The 15500-nt window shown below is 70.1% G+C and carries 16 protein-coding genes and 1 pseudogene; 7 read left to right on the plus strand and 10 right to left on the minus strand.

Translation table 11 applies throughout. The features are described 5' to 3' along the window. Window positions 1-154 precede the first annotated feature (154 nt). From YWM_RS24465 to YWM_RS0118100, 3 genes are all read right to left on the minus strand, one after another. Window positions 155-994: a GGDEF domain-containing protein gene (locus YWM_RS24465; RefSeq protein WP_245566085.1), complete on the minus strand. Its 840-nt coding sequence runs from the start codon at window positions 992-994 to the stop codon at window positions 155-157. A gap of 147 nt (window positions 995-1141) precedes the next feature. Continuing rightward, window positions 1142-1756: a class I SAM-dependent methyltransferase gene (locus tag YWM_RS0118095; protein WP_028851862.1), complete on the minus strand. Its 615-nt coding sequence runs from the start codon at window positions 1754-1756 to the stop codon at window positions 1142-1144. After that, complete coding sequence (locus YWM_RS0118100; protein ID WP_028851863.1) at window positions 1753-2406, minus strand: TetR/AcrR family transcriptional regulator; 654 nt, start codon at window positions 2404-2406, stop codon at window positions 1753-1755. Before YWM_RS0118100 ends, YWM_RS0118095 begins: the two co-directional genes overlap by 4 nt. Window positions 2407-2504: 98 nt before the next feature. Here YWM_RS0118100 and YWM_RS0118105 point away from each other — a divergent pair, with 98 nt between their 5' ends. Beyond that, window positions 2505-3950 carry a cytochrome P450 gene (locus YWM_RS0118105; RefSeq protein ID WP_028851864.1) on the plus strand — a complete coding sequence of 482 codons (1446 nt, stop codon included), beginning with the start codon at window positions 2505-2507 and terminating at the stop codon, window positions 3948-3950. Here the strand turns inward: YWM_RS0118105 and YWM_RS0118110 are convergent. Together YWM_RS0118110 and dusB are read right to left on the minus strand one after the other, a co-directional pair. After that, on the minus strand, window positions 3881-4660 hold the full coding sequence (locus tag YWM_RS0118110; protein WP_028851865.1) for an aminoglycoside adenylyltransferase domain-containing protein: 780 nt from the start codon (window positions 4658-4660) through the stop codon (window positions 3881-3883). The genes YWM_RS0118105 and YWM_RS0118110 overlap by 70 nt on opposite strands. Continuing rightward, entirely contained in the window at window positions 4653-5795 is a 1143-nt protein-coding gene (dusB, locus tag YWM_RS0118115) for a tRNA dihydrouridine synthase DusB (RefSeq protein WP_028851866.1), read from the minus strand. Before dusB ends, YWM_RS0118110 begins: the two co-directional genes overlap by 8 nt. Window positions 5796-6192: 397 nt before the next feature. Between dusB and YWM_RS0118120 the strand changes: the two genes are divergently transcribed. Further along, window positions 6193-6678: a DUF6328 family protein gene (locus tag YWM_RS0118120; RefSeq protein WP_028851867.1), complete on the plus strand. Its 486-nt coding sequence runs from the start codon at window positions 6193-6195 to the stop codon at window positions 6676-6678. Here YWM_RS0118120 and YWM_RS0118125 read toward each other — a convergent pair. After that, entirely contained in the window at window positions 6644-6859 is a 216-nt protein-coding gene (locus YWM_RS0118125; RefSeq protein WP_028851868.1) for a dodecin, read from the minus strand. The genes YWM_RS0118120 and YWM_RS0118125 overlap by 35 nt on opposite strands. A 101-nt stretch (window positions 6860-6960) precedes the next feature. Here YWM_RS0118125 and purB point away from each other — a divergent pair, with 101 nt between their 5' ends. Further along, on the plus strand, window positions 6961-8391 hold the full coding sequence (gene purB, locus YWM_RS0118130; RefSeq protein ID WP_028851869.1) for an adenylosuccinate lyase: 1431 nt from the start codon (window positions 6961-6963) through the stop codon (window positions 8389-8391). A gap of 18 nt (window positions 8392-8409) precedes the next feature. After that, a complete protein-coding gene (locus tag YWM_RS0118135; RefSeq protein ID WP_028851870.1) occupies window positions 8410-9246 on the plus strand; it encodes an MOSC domain-containing protein in 837 nt (278 codons plus the stop codon). Here YWM_RS0118135 and YWM_RS0118140 read toward each other — a convergent pair. Further along, on the minus strand, window positions 9233-10027 hold the full coding sequence (locus tag YWM_RS0118140; protein ID WP_028851871.1) for an SAM hydrolase/SAM-dependent halogenase family protein: 795 nt from the start codon (window positions 10025-10027) through the stop codon (window positions 9233-9235). The two genes, YWM_RS0118135 and YWM_RS0118140, sit on opposite strands and share 14 nt — an antisense overlap. Before the next feature lie 112 nt (window positions 10028-10139). Between YWM_RS0118140 and YWM_RS0118145 the strand changes: the two genes are divergently transcribed. The 3 genes and pseudogenes from YWM_RS0118145 to YWM_RS26970 all read left to right on the plus strand — a co-directional run bounded on the left by YWM_RS0118145 (window position 10140) and on the right by YWM_RS26970 (window position 11865). Continuing rightward, window positions 10140-11051 (plus strand): sulfite exporter TauE/SafE family protein, encoded by a 912-nt coding sequence (locus tag YWM_RS0118145; protein ID WP_028851872.1) that lies wholly within the window; start codon window positions 10140-10142, stop codon window positions 11049-11051. A 156-nt stretch (window positions 11052-11207) separates the two neighbouring features. Then, window positions 11208-11468 (plus strand): annotated as a pseudogene (locus YWM_RS26965) (DUF2334 domain-containing protein); the annotation flags it as partial. A 55-nt stretch (window positions 11469-11523) separates the two neighbouring features. Beyond that, on the plus strand, window positions 11524-11865 hold the full coding sequence (locus tag YWM_RS26970) for a hypothetical protein (protein ID WP_245566120.1): 342 nt from the start codon (window positions 11524-11526) through the stop codon (window positions 11863-11865). 286 nt (window positions 11866-12151) lie between these two features. On the opposite strand, the gene YWM_RS0118155 is transcribed toward YWM_RS26970, so the two are convergent. The 3 genes from YWM_RS0118155 to YWM_RS0118165 all read right to left on the minus strand — a co-directional run bounded on the left by YWM_RS0118155 (window position 12152) and on the right by YWM_RS0118165 (window position 15482). Further along, a complete protein-coding gene (locus YWM_RS0118155; RefSeq protein WP_028851873.1) occupies window positions 12152-12796 on the minus strand; it encodes an MBL fold metallo-hydrolase in 645 nt (214 codons plus the stop codon). A 125-nt stretch (window positions 12797-12921) separates the two neighbouring features. After that, a complete protein-coding gene (locus YWM_RS24475; protein ID WP_084612508.1) occupies window positions 12922-14376 on the minus strand; it encodes a S8 family peptidase in 1455 nt (484 codons plus the stop codon). Between the two features lie 107 nt (window positions 14377-14483). Beyond that, window positions 14484-15482 (minus strand): NAD-dependent epimerase/dehydratase family protein, encoded by a 999-nt coding sequence (locus YWM_RS0118165; RefSeq protein ID WP_028851874.1) that lies wholly within the window; start codon window positions 15480-15482, stop codon window positions 14484-14486. Between the last annotated feature and the right edge of the window lie 18 nt (window positions 15483-15500).

Raw genomic sequence — 15500 nt, forward strand, 5'->3', positions numbered from 1 at the left:
CTCCCCTCTGTGGTCTCGTCATTGGATACACGGCGAAGCCTCACCGACGGTTGCCTGCGGGTTACACGCCGTCGGTGTTCGAGTTCGTTATCGTACGGATATACCGCACGCGGGGGAACACATTGGTGCCAATGGTCGCGGTGGGAAGAAACGCTCAGTGCTCGCTGTCGTCCGTACCGGCGAACCTGATCGTGTTGGCAACCCGGTAGCTCACCGCGTTGCGGCCGGCCCGTTTGGCGGCGTAGAGAGCCTCGTCGGCCAGCCCGAGGCACAGCTCGATGTCCGTGGGGCACTCGCCGCCCGCCACGTGCATCAGCCCGGCGCTGATCGTCACACGCAGGTTCGGTGCGAGCAGCGACCATGAGTGCGCGGCCACCCGCCTGCGCACCCGCTCCACGATGCCGACAGCGGCCGCGGCCGACATGTCCGGAAGCACGAGCACGAACTCCTCGCCGCCGTAGCGCGCGCAGAATCCGGTGCTCGGCAGCTCCGCTTGCATCAAGCGGACGACCTGCCGCAATACCTGATCGCCCACCAGGTGCCCGTGTGCGTCGTTGACCGACTTGAACAGATCCAGGTCCACCAGCGCGACCGCGATGCCCGGGCTGCGCGGGTCGGCGGTGTTCTCCGCGAGCAGTTCGGCCAGCCGCTGGTCCAGGTAGCGACGGTTGTAAGCGGCGGTCAACGAGTCGCGCAGGCTGGCGTGCACTGCCGCGGCGTGTGCGCGGTGCAGCTCGGCCACCTGCATGCGGAATTGCTCGGGGATGGCCGGCGCAGACCGCTCGGCCTCCCTGGCCAGCCGGAGCGCGGCGTGCAGGTGCGAGTAGGCCCGCTTCCAGTTGCCCTGGACCGCCAGCAGCCGGGCGATGGATTCGTGCAACGAGACCAGATCGTCCGGCGACGAGCCGACGGTGTTGACGCCCAGCTGTGTCTGCGCGGCTGCCGAGGACAGACCAGAAGCGGTGGCCATGCTGCCCGCTTCAGGTCCGTACATCCGCCGCGCCGCCTTCCTGACGTTCGTAATGTTTTTCGACGGATTCGCGGGCGTGCTTGAGTCGGCTTCCCCCGCGCCAGCGAAAACATCACTCGATCGGCGGCCAACCTGTGCGAGGTCGTGAAGATGATCGGCGAACATTCACGTTCACCGAAGTCGGGTCGCCACCAGGCGTTCCACCAGCCCGTGCCGGAAGCGCTCGGCCTGCACGATCGTGTACCCGCGAGCGCGCACCAACGGCAGCTGGCGGCGCAGGAAATGCTCCCCGGCCAGGGGCACCGTGATGCGTTCGACCAGCCACTGACCTGCGCGAATGAACCGGCTGGTGGACACGACGTGATCGACGAGGATCAGCAGTCCGTCTGGTCGCAGCACCCGCGTGATCTCGTCGAGAGCCGCCTCGTTGTCCGGGATGGCGCAAAGTCCGAACGTGCACACGACGGTGTCGAAGCTGTTGTCCGCCAGCGGGAGACGTTGCGCATCCGCGCGCAGCAGCCGGATCGCGCGGTTGAGTGATGCTGCTCGTTCGGCTGCGAGGTCCAGCATCTTCGTGCTGAAGTCGACCCCGGTGAGCTGCACGTCCGGCGGGTAGTGCGGCAGGTTCAGTCCGCTGCCGACGGCCACCTCCAACACCTCGCCCCGCGCCTTCGAGCACGCCCATGGCCGGGAGTCGCCGAACAGTCGCTGGTCCCACCGCATCATCTCGGCGTCGTAGCGGTCCGACTTGCGATCCCAGTACCGGGCCCAGCGTGCGCGGTTCATCGCCTGCTCACCCGTTCTGCCAGGTCGGGAAGGTTCTGCGCGGAGGTCAGCAGGAACTCGTGGCACAGGTCGATCAGCCCGTCCCGGTCGAGATCCAGCCCGCCGTCCAGCCAGACCAGGATCATTTCGGCCACCCCGCCGGTGAACAACAGCGCGAACGCCTGCCGCACCGTCTCGCTGTCCGGCGGCATGTCGAGCAGGGTGGCGGCCTGCTCGGCGACCACGTCGGAAATGGTGCGCATGGCCCGGAAGCGCAGCCGCATGAGCGTCTCGCTGGCGTGCGCCTCGGCGAACACGAAGCGGGCCCGGCGCGGGTCCTCGGTGAACGCCGTGATGATCGTGGCCACCCCCGCGCGCGATTTCGCGGCCAGGTCGTCCGGTGCCTCGGCGACCGCGCGCAGCGTCCGCTGCAGCGCCTCGTCGACCAGCTCGGCGTGCACGGCGGCAGCGAGTTCGTCCAGGTCGGCGAAGCTTTCGTAGAAGAATCGCGGGCCCACCCGTGCCTGTTCGCACACGCCGCGCAGGGTGGTGTTCGCCCAGCCCTGAGTGCCGATGATCTCCAGCGCCGCATCCATCAGGCGGCGTCTGCGTTGCGCCCGCCGTTCCTCGGCGGTTGCGCCGCGATACATCCCCGTCGCCGCTCTGGTCACTTCGCCGAGTCTGCCACACGGGCGATATTAGGAAACGCGTGTTTACGGAAACATCGTTTTCCGCTATGGTCCTGATCACGCCTGGTGTGGGAGGGCCGATGACATCCATGCTCACGTCCACGGTGAAGTCGACGGTGGTGCGGCGGTTCCAGACGACGGTCGCCGCGGCCGCTCAGCGGGTGCCCGCTCCGGTGCGGCCGCTGGCCACGCCGCCACCCGGCAGCGGGCTGGAGCCCGTGCTCGGTGACTACGGTCCGCCGATCCTGGGACATTCGCTGACGGTGACCACCGACTTACTGGGGTTCGCCCGCGAGCGGTACCGGCGGTACGGGCCGGTGCAGTGGGCAGGCGGGTTCGGCACCCGGATGGTGATCGTGCTGGGCCCCGAATCGATCGGTCGGGTGTTGGTCAACCGGGACAAGGCGTTCGCCAACGGCCCGGGGTGGGAGTACTTCATCGGACCGTTCTTCCACCGTGGCGTCATGCTGCTGGACTTCGAGGAGCACCACCAGCACCGGCGCATCCTGCAGGAGGCCTTCACGCGCGACCGGCTGCTCGGCTACCTGGCGGCGATGAACCCGGCGATCCGCCGTGGCCTGGCGCGCTGGCGGCCGCGTGGCCGGTTCGGCGTGTACGACGCGCTCAAGCAGCTCACCCTGGACATCGCCACCGAGGTCTTCGTGGGTGATCACCTCGGTCCGGAGGCGGACCGGCTGAACGAGGCGTTCGTGGACACCGTGCGGGCCGGGCAGGCATTGGTGCGCGCCGACGTCCCCGGCGGGATCTGGCGGCGCGGACTGCGTGGTCGGCGGGAGTTGGAGCGGTACTTCGCCGAGCGCATCCCGGCCAAGCGCGCGGGCGACGGGCAGGACCTGTTCAGCGTGCTGTGCCGGGCCGAGACGGACGACGGGCAGCGGTTCACCGACGTCGACGTGGTCAACCACATGATCTTCGTGTTGATGGCGGCACACGACACCAGCACGATCACCGCCGCGATGATGGCCTACTACCTGGGCAAGTACCCCGAATGGCAGGAGCGGGCCAGGGCCGAGTCGATGGCGCTGGGCACCGACGAGATCAGCTATGCCGATCTGGACCGGCTGCCCGCGCTGGACCTGGTGATGAAGGAATCGTTGCGGATGTCCGCGCCGGTCGGTGTGCTGATGCGCCGGGCGATCCGGGACACCGAGCTGGAGGGCCGCTACATCCCGGCAGGCGCCCGCGTGGTGCTGGGCGTGTACCCGACGCAGCGGATGGAGCCGTGGTGGTCCGACCCGGACGTGTTCGACCCGGAGCGGTTCGCCGAGCACCGGCGGGAGGACAAGTCGCACCGGTTCGCGTGGATGCCGTTCGGCGGCGGCGTGCACAAGTGCATCGGCATGCACTTCGGGATCATGGAGGTCAAGGCGATCATGCACCAGATGCTGCTGCGGTTCGCCTGGTCGGTTCCCGAGGGCTACGAGCCACCGTTGACCTACGGCACCGGACCGATCCCGGCGGACGGGCTGCCGCTGCGGGTGCGGCCGATCCGAGCCACCACGTAGTCAGCGCACGGCCGCGCATCGGCGAACAGCCGCTCCGGCCATCGCTCGTCGGCGTAACTGGTGGTGCGGTACAGCTCCACCGCGTGCCGCATGACGGGTCGGAGTTCCTTGGGCAGCTGCGAGAGCGCCCATTCGGCGGCCTCGTCCTTGGCCAGCAGGCGCCCGGTGGCGACGGTTGCCCAGATGCGGGCCAGGGTGAGCAGCACGTTGCGGGTGTCGGATTCCAGCTCGTCGAGCAGCTCGGGGATGCCGCCCACACTCGCGGCGATCAGGTCACGTTGCGGGACCGCGGGCAGCACGTCGGTGGGCGGCGGGCCGAAGACGGCTCGGCCCGCACGCGCCTGAGCGATCTGCACGGCGAGGTCCGGCCACGGGTGCGGAGGCAGTGGGCCTTGCTGCTCGAGTTGCTCGCGCAGCCACTCGCCGTAGACGAAGTCCACCGTCGGCGGGTAGTGCCAACCGGCCCGGACGACGACCGCGAGGTCGACCGGGCGCAGGCCGCTGTCGAGGCCGGAGATCCGCAGCAGGCCGTCGAGCAGCTGCTGGCGTTGTGGCCGGTGCAGGCTGTGTTCGGCCAGCAGGAGCAGGTCGATGTCGCTGGCGGGACGCAGGCTCGACGCCGTGGCCGAGCCGTGCAGGTAGAGGCCGACGGCGTCGTCGCCGACGGTCGTGGTGATCAGTCGTGTGAGCGCGTCGAGCTGGTCATCCACCGGAGTGCATCATATCCGCGCCCTCGGGCACGCTCGCATCGTCCGGGTCGTCCAGCCATCCGTGCGGGAGCGTGACCTTGCCCGGGGAACCCTGGCGACCGCGCGGACCGGTCGCCGCTTCCGGGAACGGCGCGTCGTGGTCCAGCTGGGCGAGGAGCTCTTCCAGCTCCGCCAGGCTGCTGATCATCGCGAACTTGCGGCGCAGCTCGGAGCCGACCGGGAAGCCCATGAAGTACCAGGCCATGTGTTTGCGCAGGTCCCGCATGGCCTTGTCGTGGCCGTCGTGCTCGACGAGCAGCTCGGCGTGCCTGCGCAGCACCTTGGCGACCTCGCCCAGATTCGGTCCCGGCGGGATCGGGCGGCCGGCGAACGCGGCCTCCAGCTCACCGAACAGCCACGGCCTGCCGAGGCAGCCCCGGCCGACCACCACACCGTCGCATCCGGTCTGCTCGACCATGCGCAGCGCGTCGTCCGCGGTGAAGATGTCGCCGTTGCCCAGCACCGGGATGGTGGTGACCGCTTCCTTCAGCTCCGCGATGCGCGACCAGTCGGCCTGGCCGGAGTAGCGCTGGGCCGCCGTGCGCGCGTGCAGGGCGACGGCAGCAGCGCCTTCCTGCTCGGCGATCCGGCCCGCGTCCAGGAACGTGTGGTGGTCATCGTCGATGCCGACGCGGAACTTGACGGTGAACGGGGCGCCGTACGGTTCGGCCGCGGCGACGGAAGCGGCCACGATCTGGCCGAACAGTTTGCGCTTGTACGGCAACGCCGCGCCGCCGCCCTTGCGGGTCACCTTCGCCACCGGGCAGCCGAAGTTCGCGTCGATGTGGTCGGCAAGACCCTCGCCCAGCACGATCTTGACCGCTTCCGCCATGGTGGCCGGGTCGACGCCGTAGAGCTGCATCGACCGCGGGTACTCCCCCGGAGCGAAGCTCATCATGTGCAGCGTGCCGGGGTGGCGTTCCACGACCGCGCGGGCAGTGATCATCTCGCAGACGTACAGGCCCGCACCGTACTCGCGGCACAGCTGCCGGAACGCCCGGTTGGTGATGCCCGCCATCGGGGCGAGCACGACCGGCGGATCGACGGTGAACTTGCCGATCCGCAGCGGCTGGGCTGATGCAGGCACATCCTCCAGGTTAACCGGGCTGATGTGCGGGCTCGTCGCCCACTGCGACGGCGGCCACGCGGGCGCGTGCCGGCAGCGGCAGCCATGCGGGCGCGTGTCGGCGACAGGGGCGGCCTGTCGGGCACTTGTCGGCAGGGACAGCCACACGGGCCCGTGTCGGCAGGGCGGCCACGCGGGCGCGTGCCGGAAGGCGCAAGCCGGGATTCCGCGTACGGCCGACATCCATGCCGCTCGGCTGTGCCGCCACGGACGGCCGCACGGCACCGGCGGCGGTGAGCCCGAGCCGGCAGCGGGTCGCCGCGCGGCTGCCCGGGGCCGGAGGTGTCCGACCGCGACCGCGCACCGCCGCTGCCTGCGCCGTCCGCGCCAGGTTTTGCACTAGCACGAACAGGTGAATCATGGAGGCATGACGGAGCAGCGGGAAACCGAGCAACAGCGGCTGACCCGCAACGTCAACGAACTGCTGGCCGAACTGCGGGTCGCCCAGGCGGGCGTGCAGATCCTGTTCGGCTTCCTGCTCGCCGTGGTGTTCACCCCGATGTTCGCCGAGGCAGAACTCCTGGTGAAAGTGCTGCACCTGGCCGCGGTCCTGCTCGCGGTGCTCGCCACCGCGCTGCTGTCCGCCCCGGCCGCGTGGCACCGCATGCTGTTCCGCGAAGGACTGCGCCGGCAGATCCTGGCCGACGGCAACCGCGTGGTGTTGGCCGGCCTGGTCTGCCTCGCGCTCGCGGTGACCGTCACCGTGGCGTTGATCGGCTTCGTGGTGTTCGGCGTAGTGGCACTGGGTGTGCTCGCCGCGCTCACCGCGGCCTGCTTCGGCTACCTGTGGTTCGTCGCGCCGCGCAGGCTGCGCCGGATCAAGCAGGATCCTCCAGCCGGAAGCCGACCTTGAGCCCGACCTGGTAGTGGCCGACCTCGCCGTCGACGATGTGTCCGCGGATCTCGGTGACCTCGAACCAGTCGAGCCCGCGCAGTGTCTGGGAGGCGCGGCGGACCGCACCGTTGATGGCGTCGCTGACGCTCTCGGTCGAGCTGCCGACGATCTCGGTGACGCGGTACGTGCGGTTGGTCATCACGACTCCTTCACTCGACGGGACTGCCCCGATTCTTCCCCGCCGTGGCGGGCGCCGCACTCGCACCCGGGGGCACGCGGCCGCCGCCGTAGGCTGTATGCGTGACTGACAAGCCGCAGATCCCGAACGTCCTCGCCAGCCGGTACGCGTCCGCTGAGCTGGCGGAACTGTGGTCGCCGGAGCACAAGGTCCGACTCGAGCGGGAGCTGTGGCTCGCCGTGCTGCGCGCCCAGGCCGAGCTCGGCGTGTCGGTCCCCGAGCAGGTGATCGCGGACTACCAGCGGGTCCTCGATCGGGTCGACCTGGAGTCCATCGCCGCCCGTGAGCGGGTGACCAGGCACGACGTCAAGGCGCGCATCGAGGAGTTCAACGCGCTCGCCGGGCACGAGCACGTGCACAAGGGCATGACCTCGCGCGACCTCACCGAGAACGTCGAGCAACTGCAACAGCGGCGGTCGCTCGAGCTACTGCGGGACCGCACGGTTGCCGTGCTGGCGCGGTTGGCGCAGCTGGCCGCCGAGCACGCCACGCTGGTGATGGCCGGGCGCTCGCACAACGTCGCGGCGCAGGCCACCACGCTGGGCAAGCGTTTCGCGTCGGCCGCTGACGAGCTGCTGGTCGCCTTCGAACGCCTGGAAGGCCTGCTGCAGCGCTACCCGCTGCGCGGCATCAAAGGCCCGGTCGGCACCGCACAGGACATGCTCGACCTGCTCGGCTCCCAGGAAGCGGTCGAGCGACTCGAGCAGGTCGTCGCCCAGCACCTCGGGTTCGAGCGCGTGCTGACCTCGGTCGGGCAGGTCTACCCCCGCTCACTGGACTACGACGTCGTCACGACCGTGGTGCAGCTGGCCGCCGGCCCGTCCAGCCTGGCCACCACGATCCGGCTGATGGCGGGCAACGAGCTGGTCACCGAAGGCTTCCAGCCCGGACAGGTGGGCTCGAGCGCGATGCCGCACAAGATGAACACCCGCTCGTGCGAGCGCATCAACGGGCTGGCCGTCGTGTTGCGCGGCTACGCCTCCATGGCCGGAGAGCTGGCCGGCCAGCAGTGGAACGAGGGCGACGTGTCCGACTCGGTCGTCCGCCGGGTCGCGTTGCCCGACACGTTCTTCGCCGCCGACGGCCTGCTGGAGACGTTCTTGACCGTGCTGGCGGAGTTCGGTGCCTTCCCCGCGGTCGTCGAGCGGGAGCTGAACCGGTACCTGCCGTTCCTGGCCACCACCAAGGTGCTGATGGCCGCCGTGCGGGCCGGGGTCGGCCGGGAGGCCGCGCACGAGGCGATCAAGAAGCATGCGGTGGCCGCCGCGCTGGCCATGCGCGAGCAGGGCGTCGCAGAGAACGATTTGCTCGACCGGCTCGCGGCCGACGAGACGCTGCCGCTGGACCGAGCCGACCTGGAGTCCTTGCTGGCAGAGCCACTGTCATTCACCGGACTGGCTTCCGCGCAGGTGGACGCGGTCGTGCAGCGCGTGGACGAGATCGTGAAGCGGTACCCGGAAGCAGCGGGGTACACGCCTGCGCCGATTCTGTAGTGGCTTTAGAGTCCCCGCATGCCCGTCCCGGTCGTCGCTTCGCTGCACTGCTACCCGGTCAAGTCGTGCCGCGGGATCACCCTGTCCGCCGCGGAGCTGCTGCCCGCCGGCGTGCGGCACGATCGCACGTTCGCGCTGGTGGACGAGCACGGCCGGGTCTTGACCCAGCGCGAGTACCCGGCGTTGGCCGCGGTCGCGGTGAGCTTGCCGGACGAGGTGCTGGAGGTGAGCACGCCGCAGCACGGGTCGTTGAAGATCGACATCCAGCTGGACGGCAAACGTCATCCCATCGCGGTGTTCCGGTACAGCGGCGAGGGTGTGGACCAAGGTGACGACGCCGCGACGTGGTTCAGCGACTACCTGAGCACCCCGTGTCGCCTGGTGCGCGTCACGCCGGAGCACGAGCGCGTGGCCACCGGGGAGACCCCGGGGACGGCAGGGTTCGCCGACGGACAGGCGTTGGCCGTGGCCTCCACGACGTCGTTGGGCGACCTCAACGCGCGCATCGTGGCACGCGGCGGAGAACCGGTGCCGATGGACCGCTTCCGGCCGAACATCGTGGTGGATTCGTGGCCGGAGCCGTTCTGCGAGGACCGCGTGCGGAGGATGACGGTCGGCGGTGCGGAGCTCGGTTACGCCAAGCGGGACACCCGGTGTGCGATCACGCTGGTCGATCAGGCGACCGGGATTCGGCGCGGGTCCGAGCCGATCCGGACGTTGTCCAGCTACCGGCGCGATCCGGAGAACGGCCGGGTGGCCTTCGCGGTGAAGTTCAACGTCGTGCAGCCCGGAAGCATCGCGGTCGGGGATCGCGTGGACGTGCTCACCTGGGGGCCGGGGCTCACTCCGAGCTGATCGTCACCTGCTCGTCACCGGTCAAGCCCAGGCGTTGGGCGGCCGACCCGCCGTTGACCGCGATGGCCGCCAGCCCTGCCGAGTCGCTCAGCACCACCAGCTCGTCCTCGTCGACATCGGCGAACGTCCGGCCGACCACTCCGGTGAACTGCCGCTGCACGACGACCGTCATGCCCTGCGTCAGCCCGGCTTCCCGCAGGCTCGAAGCGGGCGCGGTCAACTGCACGTTGCCGAAATGGTCGATGGTGGCCACGCTCGCGACGACCTCCCCGGGGCGCACGGACGGGGCGGGCGTCGGCAGTCGATGAAGCTGTTCGATCGGGATGGACGGGCCGAACTCGGTGGGGTCGACGCCTGCGGCCAGGTGGGCGGCGGCCGGGGCGAAGACGTCCCGCCCGTGGAACGTCGCGGACACCGGATGCAGCTGGAGCTCCGGTGAAGACAGCTCGACGGCGTGCTGGGCGCCGCCCAGTGCCTCGGCCGCGGGCAGCAGAAGCCCGTTGTCCGGCCCGATGAGAACCCCGGAGGCCGCGAAGAGTGCGATGCCGCGCCGGGCAGTGCCGACGCCGGGGTCGACCACCGCGAGATGCACCGCAGGCGGCAGGTATCCGACCGACTGGGCCAGGACGAAGGCTCCGTGCCGGATGTTGCCGGGCGGTACGCCGTGCGTGATGTCGATGACGCGGCAGCGCGGGGCGATGCGGGCGATCACCCCGTGGCACACCCCGACGAAGGGGTCACGCAAGCCGTAGTCGGAGGTGAACGAGATCCACTCGTACATGGCCGCTCCGTCGTTCGTTCAACATGTGGGAAGCGTTTCCAAATCGTGGCCCGCCGCTCACGATCGTAGGCGACTTGTCACGCAAGCGAGTGAACGCCGAGGAGTCGTCGTCATGCAGATGTTGTTGTTGTTCGGATTGGCGGGACTCCTCGCCCAACTCGTCGACGGGTCGCTCGGTATGGCCTTCGGCGTCACCGCGACCACGACGTTGTTGGCGATCGGTGTCGCGCCCGCGGTGGCTTCGGCGTCCATTCACCTCGCCGAAGTGGGCACGACGCTGGTGTCCGGGTTCTCGCACTGGCGCTTCAACAACGTCGACTGGCGCACGGTGGGTTTGCTGGCGCTGCCGGGCGCCATCGGTGCTGCGCTCGGAGCCTACGCGCTGTCGTCGATCTCCACCGACTTCGCCGGGGTGTGGATCGCCGCGCTGCTGACCGTGCTCGGCCTCTACGTGCTGGTGCGGTTCGCTTTCCTGAAGCTGGGCGCGCTGGTGGCAGGCAGGCGACCTGGGGCGAAGTTCTTGGCCCCGCTGGGCCTGGTCGCCGGGTTCGTCGACGCATCCGGAGGTGGTGGTTGGGGTCCGATCGCCACGTCCACGCTGTTGTCCAGCGGCCGGCTGCACCCGCGCAAGGTGATCGGATCGGTGAGCGCGTCGGAGTTCATCGTCGCGCTGTCGGCGAGCATCAGCTTCTTCTTCGCCCTGACCGGGTCCGGCGTGAACTTCACCATCGTGCTCGGCCTGCTGATCGGTGGTGTGATCGCGGCGCCGCTGGCCGCGTGGCTGGTGCGCTTCCTGCCGCCGCGCGTGCTCGGCGCCGCCGCGGGTGGGTTGATCGTGCTGACCAACGCCGGGTCGCTGTTGGAAGCCGCCAGCGTGCCGCGCAACCTGAACATCGCCATCCACGTCGCCCTGGTCGCGTTGTGGGCCGCCGGTGTGGTGGCCGCGGTGCGTGCGACCCGCGCCGAGCGGGCCGAGCGGGCCAAGGCCGAGGAGGAGGCCGAGCCCGCGCTCGCCGGCGAGTAGCGCTCGCAGGAATGTCACGTGCCAGTAGCGCCGGGGACATCTCGAACTGGCTGACTGAATACCGTGACTTCCCGACTACTGGTATCCGTATCCGGCGCAAGCGCGGCGACCTTGCCGGTGCTGACCGAAGTCACCACCGAGTTGGATCGTCGCGCGGTGCCGGTCTCGCTGTTCCTTCGTCCCCGGGCCGTGCCTGCGTCCCGTGCGTTGGCCCGCTGGGTCAGGTCGCGCCTGGCCGACGGTGACGATGTGCTGATCCACGGCTACGGCGACCCGCCGACGCGGAGCCTGCTGGGCCGGCGGCCGGAGTTCGCCGGTCTGCCCGCTCACGAAGCAGGCCTGCGGATCAGCGCTGCGATCGCCGCCTTGGAACGGGCCGGACTGAGGGTTCCGGACATCGCGGGTTTCGCTCCGCCGGGATGGATCGCCTCGGACGGCACACTCGACGCGCTGCGGACGTGCGGGTCTGCTGTTGTGTGCAGACGGCGCGCGGATTCACGACCTGCGCACGGGCACCGTGCACAAGGCGAAGGTCCACGCACTGGGTGGTGGCGGCTCGGACCGCGCCGAAACCGTGCGGTGCTTCGCCGTGCTGCTGGCCGTCGCGCGGGCGGCCAATCGCGGTGCGATCATCCGGCTGCACATCGACGCGACCCAGGCGGGCAGGTCCGGACCACGCCAGGCGCTGCTGGACGCGGTCGACGTGGCCTTGGAAGCCGGGGCTGTTCCGCAGACGTATCGGCAGCTGGACGTGGCACGGATCGGAAGGGCCCGAGGACTGGTTCAGCCCGGGCGCGCCGAGCCCGCGGCCTGAGTCCTGGGACCGCCGGGCCCGCGGTCTGAGTCTGGGCGCGCCCGGGTCGCGGCCTGAGGTCGGCGCGGCGGGAGAACCGGCACATCGCGGGCCGCCGAGTCCACCGGGCCGCGGCCTGAGGTCGGCGCGAGCCTGCACGAAATCCCGGCACGGGCGCTGGGCAGGACGCGGCACATCCCGCACCGCTGAACTCGCGGGCGAGGTCGGCCTGAGCCGCGCAGTGCGGCGCGCCCAGGTGAGCGGCGTCCGCGGCCCGATTTTCGGCCGGAGCCTCCACAACCCCAGGTCAGACCCGCTGCGCCTCCAGGGCCTCGCCCTTGCTGAGCACCCGCACCTCGGTGCCCTCCGGTGCGAGATTGGTGAACAACCCGTAGTGCATGGCCGGGTTGACCAGCACCGCCTCGTGGATCGGCACCGCGATGCGCGGCTTGACGGCGCGCAGGAAATCCACCGCCTCGGACGCCTTCAGCCACGGCGCGGCGGTCGGCAGACCGAGGACGTCGATCCGGTGCTGCGGCACGCTGAACGAATCCCCCGGGTGGTAGAAGGCGCCGTTGTCGAACACGTACCCCACGTTGGCCACCGTCGGGATGTCCTGGTGGATCACCGCGTGCTCGCCACCGACCACGTGCACCGGCGTCTCACCCAGCTGCAGCGACTGGCCGGGGTAAGCCGTCTCGCTCTCCAAGCCGAGCTTGCTGACCAGCTCCTGCGTGCCAGGGTCGGTGATCAGCCGCGCCGACGGATTGGCCTGCAGCAGGCCCGGCAGCTTCTCCGCGTCGATGTGGTCGAAGTGCTGGTGGGTGATCATGACCGCGTCCAGCTCACGCAACTGCTCGAACCCCGAGGAAAACGCCCCTGGGTCGATCAGCACGCGCGCCGTCTCGGTCTCCACCAGAACGCAGGAGTGTCCGTAGTGAACGATGCGCATCAGGCCGTCCTCGCTGGCCGGGGACAAAGCTGGCAGGCCTCCAGGCTAACGGCGCGCACCCGCAGTGGCGAGCCCGCCAAACGCGTGGCAATGAGCGTCACCCCGGGTGCGTGGCTCCGCCGGGGTCAGCCCACCGCTTCGGCGGCGTCCACCTGCCCTTCGCCGTAGAACGAGTTGACCGCGTCGCCTCCGGTGCACCGGTCGTCCTCCGGGCACGGCAGGTCCTGCGCCTGCTTGCGCAGCAGCGCCGTCAGCTTGGCCGGCGAGGCGTCCGGGTGAACGCTGGCCAGCAGCGCGGCCACCCCCGCGACGTGCGGCGAAGCCATCGACGTACCCGCCTTGTAGCCGAACTTGCCGCCCGGCACGGTGGAGTAGACGCCCTGGTCCTGGTTGCCCGGGTCGCCGCCGGGAGCGGCCACGTCGATCTTGCCCGCGCCGTAGTTCGAGTACGACGACTTCAGGTCGGAATCACCGGTGGCCGCGACCGTCACCACGCCGGGCAGTTCGGTCGGAATGTCCAGGCAGGCGTTGGTGATCGGCCGGTCGGTGATCGGCGTCGAGTCGTTCGGGCTGGAGCTGTCCGTGGTCTTGTGTGCCAGGTCGTAGTTCGAGTTGCCCGCCGCGGCCACGCTCAGCACGCCCTGATTGCGCGCGTACTGCACCGCACGCTTCACGCCTTCCAGGATGGCGGCCTGATCCTCGTCGTCCGGGCAGGTGAACTGCCACGGGTCGACGTAGTAGCTGTTGTTGGTGACGTCGAACTTCTTGTCACCGGCGAACATGAACGCGCAGACGGTGTTCTCCGGGAAGAACAGGCCGGTGGGTTCCTCGGCGATGCGCACCGACGCGATCTTCACCCCCGGCGCCACACCGACGACACCCTTGCCGTTCTTGGCCGCCGCGATCGTGCCCGCCACGTGCGTGCCGTGCGAGCCGGTGTCCCGCCACGAGCCCTCGCGGTCGTCCAGCTTGCCGTAGGCGCACGAGGCGGACTTGCTCGCGTCGAAGTTGTCCTTCAGCTCCGCGTGCTGGTCGTCCACGCCGGTGTCCAGCACGCCGACCGTGACGTCCGGCGAACCGGTGGTGACCTCCCACGCCTCGTCCGCGCGGATTTGTTCCATGTCCCACTGCACCGTCTCGTCCTCGCTGGGCTCCTGCTGCGTGGGAGCCTGCGGGATCTGCGGGTCGTAGGCCTCCTTGGGGACATCCGAGGTGCGCGTGGCGCCGACGGCCTGCACCCCGGCGGCCCCGCGTACGGCGTCGGCGAACTTCTCGCCCTTGGCGTGCGCGACGACCACGCCGATCTTGTCGTACGCGGCGAACACCGTGCCGCCGTTGTCGACCACCGCCTTCTTCGCCGCTTCGACATCGGCCGGGTCTGTCAGCACGAAGTACGACCGCAAGCCCTCTTCCCAATCCGCGGGTGTCACCTGCGCGACCGGCGTGTGGGACACCTGGTGGGCGGCCACCGGCGCGGTCGCTGCGGTGCTGGGCAGGCTGGCGGCTGCGCTCAACGCGGCGGTCACGGCGGCGACGACGGCAACTGACCCGACGCGACGCGCGCGGCTCGAAGCTGGCATGGGTAGTCCTCCAGAAATGGTCACGGTCGGCTCACGCCGGTGCGCGGACGGTGCTCACCCTATGTCGAGCGCGGTGCCCGGGGGACCCGACTTTCGTCAGAGATCCGCTATTTCCCCACGATCGAGATCACCGCGGTTTCGTCCTCGGGTGACAAGCCCGCGAGCCGCTCACGATCCACGCCGAGCGCCCGCTCGTGCTCCAGTGCCGCGCGCGCCGCGTCGGCGAGTGATCGGTGGCGCAGCCCTGCCGCGACGGCGGGCTCGGCATCGTGGGCGAGCATGCCGTACATGTCCGCGGGCGCCCACAGCGGAAGCGAGCGCGGGCCCGACCACGGCTTGACCTCGGCCTCGTGCAGTTTCTCGACCGGGGCGGGCACGAGCTCCCCGTCGAATCCGACGGCCTCGGCGATCTCGGCGAGCACGTCGGGCAGTGGCGCGGGCGGGGTGATCGCGTCGAACACCCCGCCGATCCGCTGCTCGGCGGCGTCGACGATCCAGGCTGCGAGGTCGCGCACATCGACGTACTGCGCGGGCTGTTCCGGAACGTCCGGCACCACGACCTGGCCGCCGCGGGCGAAGCGCATCGGCCAGTATCCGAACCGGTCGGTGTGATCTCCGGGACCGCTGATCAGACCGGGCCGCACCACGAACGCGTCGGGGAAGGCGGCCAGCACCGCGTTCTCGCCGGCGACCTTGATCGCCCCGTACAGCTGGGGGTCGACCCCGCCGTCGGTGACGGTGGCGTGCTCGGCGCGGGGGGCGAGGACCGGGGCACCAGGGCGCTGCCCGCGCTGCTGGTGATCCGCGTAGACGTTGACCGAGGAGACGAACATCCAGTGCCGCGCCGACCCGCCCAGCACGCGCAGCGCGTCGGCCGTCCACGTGTGCGACAACAAGGACGTGTCGAGCACCGAGTCGTACTGCTCGCCGGACAACTGCTCGAGCGTCGACGGGTCGTCACGATCGACGCGCACCAGGCGGGCGCCCTCGGGAACCGAGCCGGACTTGCCGCGCGCGGCGCACACCACGTCGTGCCCTCGCCGGACCGCTTCGGCCGCCACGGCACGGCTCAGCAGGACCGTGCCTCCGAAGATCAGCAGTCGCATACCTCGAAGCTTGCCGCG

Origin of the sequence: Thermocrispum municipale DSM 44069, assembly GCF_000427825.1 — a bacterium.
Taxonomy (GTDB): domain Bacteria; phylum Actinomycetota; class Actinomycetes; order Mycobacteriales; family Pseudonocardiaceae; genus Thermocrispum; species Thermocrispum municipale.

Bases quoted from the DNA above. Each gene is read 5' to 3' on its own strand.
- YWM_RS24465 (WP_245566085.1), bottom strand. From the start codon at position 994: ATGTACGGACCTGAAGCGGGCAGCATGGCCACCGCTTCTGGTCTGTCC.
- YWM_RS0118095 (WP_028851862.1), bottom strand. From the start codon at position 1,756: ATGAACCGCGCACGCTGGGCCCGGTACTGGGATCGCAAGTCGGACCGC.
- YWM_RS0118105 (WP_028851864.1), top strand. From the start codon at position 2,505: ATGACATCCATGCTCACGTCCACGGTGAAGTCGACGGTGGTGCGGCGG.
- YWM_RS0118120 (WP_028851867.1), top strand. From the start codon at position 6,193: ATGACGGAGCAGCGGGAAACCGAGCAACAGCGGCTGACCCGCAACGTC.
- YWM_RS0118125 (WP_028851868.1), bottom strand. From the start codon at position 6,859: ATGACCAACCGCACGTACCGCGTCACCGAGATCGTCGGCAGCTCGACC.
- YWM_RS0118135 (WP_028851870.1), top strand. From the start codon at position 8,410: ATGCCCGTCCCGGTCGTCGCTTCGCTGCACTGCTACCCGGTCAAGTCG.
- YWM_RS0118140 (WP_028851871.1), bottom strand. From the start codon at position 10,027: ATGTACGAGTGGATCTCGTTCACCTCCGACTACGGCTTGCGTGACCCC.
- YWM_RS0118145 (WP_028851872.1), top strand. From the start codon at position 10,140: ATGCAGATGTTGTTGTTGTTCGGATTGGCGGGACTCCTCGCCCAACTC.
- YWM_RS0118155 (WP_028851873.1), bottom strand. From the start codon at position 12,796: ATGCGCATCGTTCACTACGGACACTCCTGCGTTCTGGTGGAGACCGAG.
- YWM_RS24475 (WP_084612508.1), bottom strand. From the start codon at position 14,376: ATGCCAGCTTCGAGCCGCGCGCGTCGCGTCGGGTCAGTTGCCGTCGTC.
- YWM_RS0118165 (WP_028851874.1), bottom strand. From the start codon at position 15,482: ATGCGACTGCTGATCTTCGGAGGCACGGTCCTGCTGAGCCGTGCCGTG.